Below are 1,643 nucleotides of genomic sequence, written 5' to 3'. Positions count from 1 at the left end.
GCTGATGGGCCGTCCCTACGGCCTGGGTCCGCGGGTGCCGATGTATGTCATCTCGCCCTGGAGCCGGGGCGGCTGGGTCAATTCCCAGGTCTTCGACCACACCTCGGTGATCCGCTTCCTGGAGCGGCGGTTCGGGGTGAGCGAGCCCAATATCTCGCCCTGGCGCCGGGCGGTCTGCGGCGACCTGACCAGCGCCTTCGACTTCAAGACCCCCAACCATGCGCCCCTGAGCCGCCCCCTGCCGGCCACCGCGAGCCTGGCGGCCCGGGCCGCCGCCCTGCCCGGCCGCACGACCCCGCCGATCCCCGCCCAGACCAGCGCGCCCCTGCAGGCGATCGGTCCCCGGCGATCCCGGGCCCTGCCCTATGCCTTGCGGGTCGAGGAGGGGGCGGACCAGGGCCGGCTGACCCTGAGTCTAGCCAATGACGGCGCGGCCGCGGCGGTGCTTCACGTCTATGACCGGCTAAGGTTGGACCGCGCGCCGCGCCGCTTCACGATCGAGCCGGGCCGGTCGCTGACCGACGCCTGGCCCGCCGGGGCCTATGACCTCTGGCTGCTGGGCCCCAACGGCTTTCATCGCCACCTCGTCGGTGACGCTCCGGGCGAGGATCCCACCGTCGCCCTGCGCACGGACCCGGCCGCCTCGGCTCTGATCCTGGCCCTGGGCAACCTTGGAGCGGACTCTCGCCTTCTGACCGTCGCCACAGAGGCCTATGGCAAAGCCCAGCCAACCTGGCGCGGCAAGGTGGCGGCCGGGGGCGGAGCGGAACATCGCTGGTCCCTGCGGGCGACCCGGGGCTGGTACGACCTCGCCGTCCGCCCCCAGGGCGGGAAGCCGTTCCTGCGTCGCCTGGCCGGCCGCCTGGAAACCGGCGCGGATTCGATTTCCGATCCGGCCATGGGCGGCCCGGCCCGCATGGATCAGGACGCCTAGACGGCCTGCCTCGCGCTGCGACGCAGCAAAGCCTTGGCGCGTGAGGCGACGTCTGTGCTAGAAACGGCGCCAGGAAATGAGGCAGGGCGCGTCTGCGCGCGCCGCCTCGAATGAAGGCTTGTCTGAATGGCTGATATCAAGATGGTCGGCGTGATCGGCGCTGGCCAGATGGGGTCGGGAATCGCCCATGTCTGCGCCCTCGCGGGTTATGACGTTCGCCTGCACGACGTCTCGCCAGAGCGGATCGCGGCCGGTCTCGAGCTGATCAGCCACAATCTGCAGCGCCAGGTGGGCCGCGGGATCATCGACGAGGCGGCGATGACCGCCGCCCTGGCCCGCATCACCGCCGCCGTGACCCTGGCCGAGATCGGCCAGACCGACCTGGCCATCGAGGCCGCCACCGAGAACGAAGAAACCAAGAAGGCGATCTTCCGCAGCCTGCAGCCGCACCTGAAGGACACCACCCTTCTGGCGTCCAACACCTCGTCGATCTCGATCACGCGGCTGGCCAGCGCCACAGACCGTCCCGAGCGGTTCATCGGCCTGCACTTCATGAACCCCGTCCCGCTGATGAAGCTGGTCGAGATCATTCGCGGCATCGCCACCGACGTGCCGACCTATGAGACCGCCGTCAGCTTCGCCCGCTCGCTGGGCAAGATCACCTCCAACGCCGAAGACTTCCCCGCCTTCATCGTAAACCGCGCGTGCT

The 1,643-nt window shown here is 70.0% G+C and carries 2 protein-coding genes; both read left to right on the top strand.

Going from position 1 to position 1,643, the window contains the following annotated elements; all coding sequences use genetic code 11:
• Nucleotides 1–934: phospholipase domain-containing protein (locus CSW58_RS11785; protein WP_143755189.1), on the top strand; the 934-nt coding region annotated here is incomplete at its 5' end.
• Between the two features lie 126 nt (nucleotides 935–1,060).
• On the top strand, nucleotides 1,061–1,643 hold a 583-nt coding region (locus tag CSW58_RS11780), incomplete at its 3' end, for a 3-hydroxyacyl-CoA dehydrogenase NAD-binding domain-containing protein (RefSeq protein ID WP_099447413.1).

Origin of the sequence: Caulobacter sp. B11, assembly GCF_002737765.1 — a bacterium.
In the GTDB taxonomy this organism is placed as follows: domain Bacteria; phylum Pseudomonadota; class Alphaproteobacteria; order Caulobacterales; family Caulobacteraceae; genus Caulobacter.
Note: the sequence above shows the minus strand (reverse complement) of the source record. Positions and strands in the feature narration are given on the sequence as shown.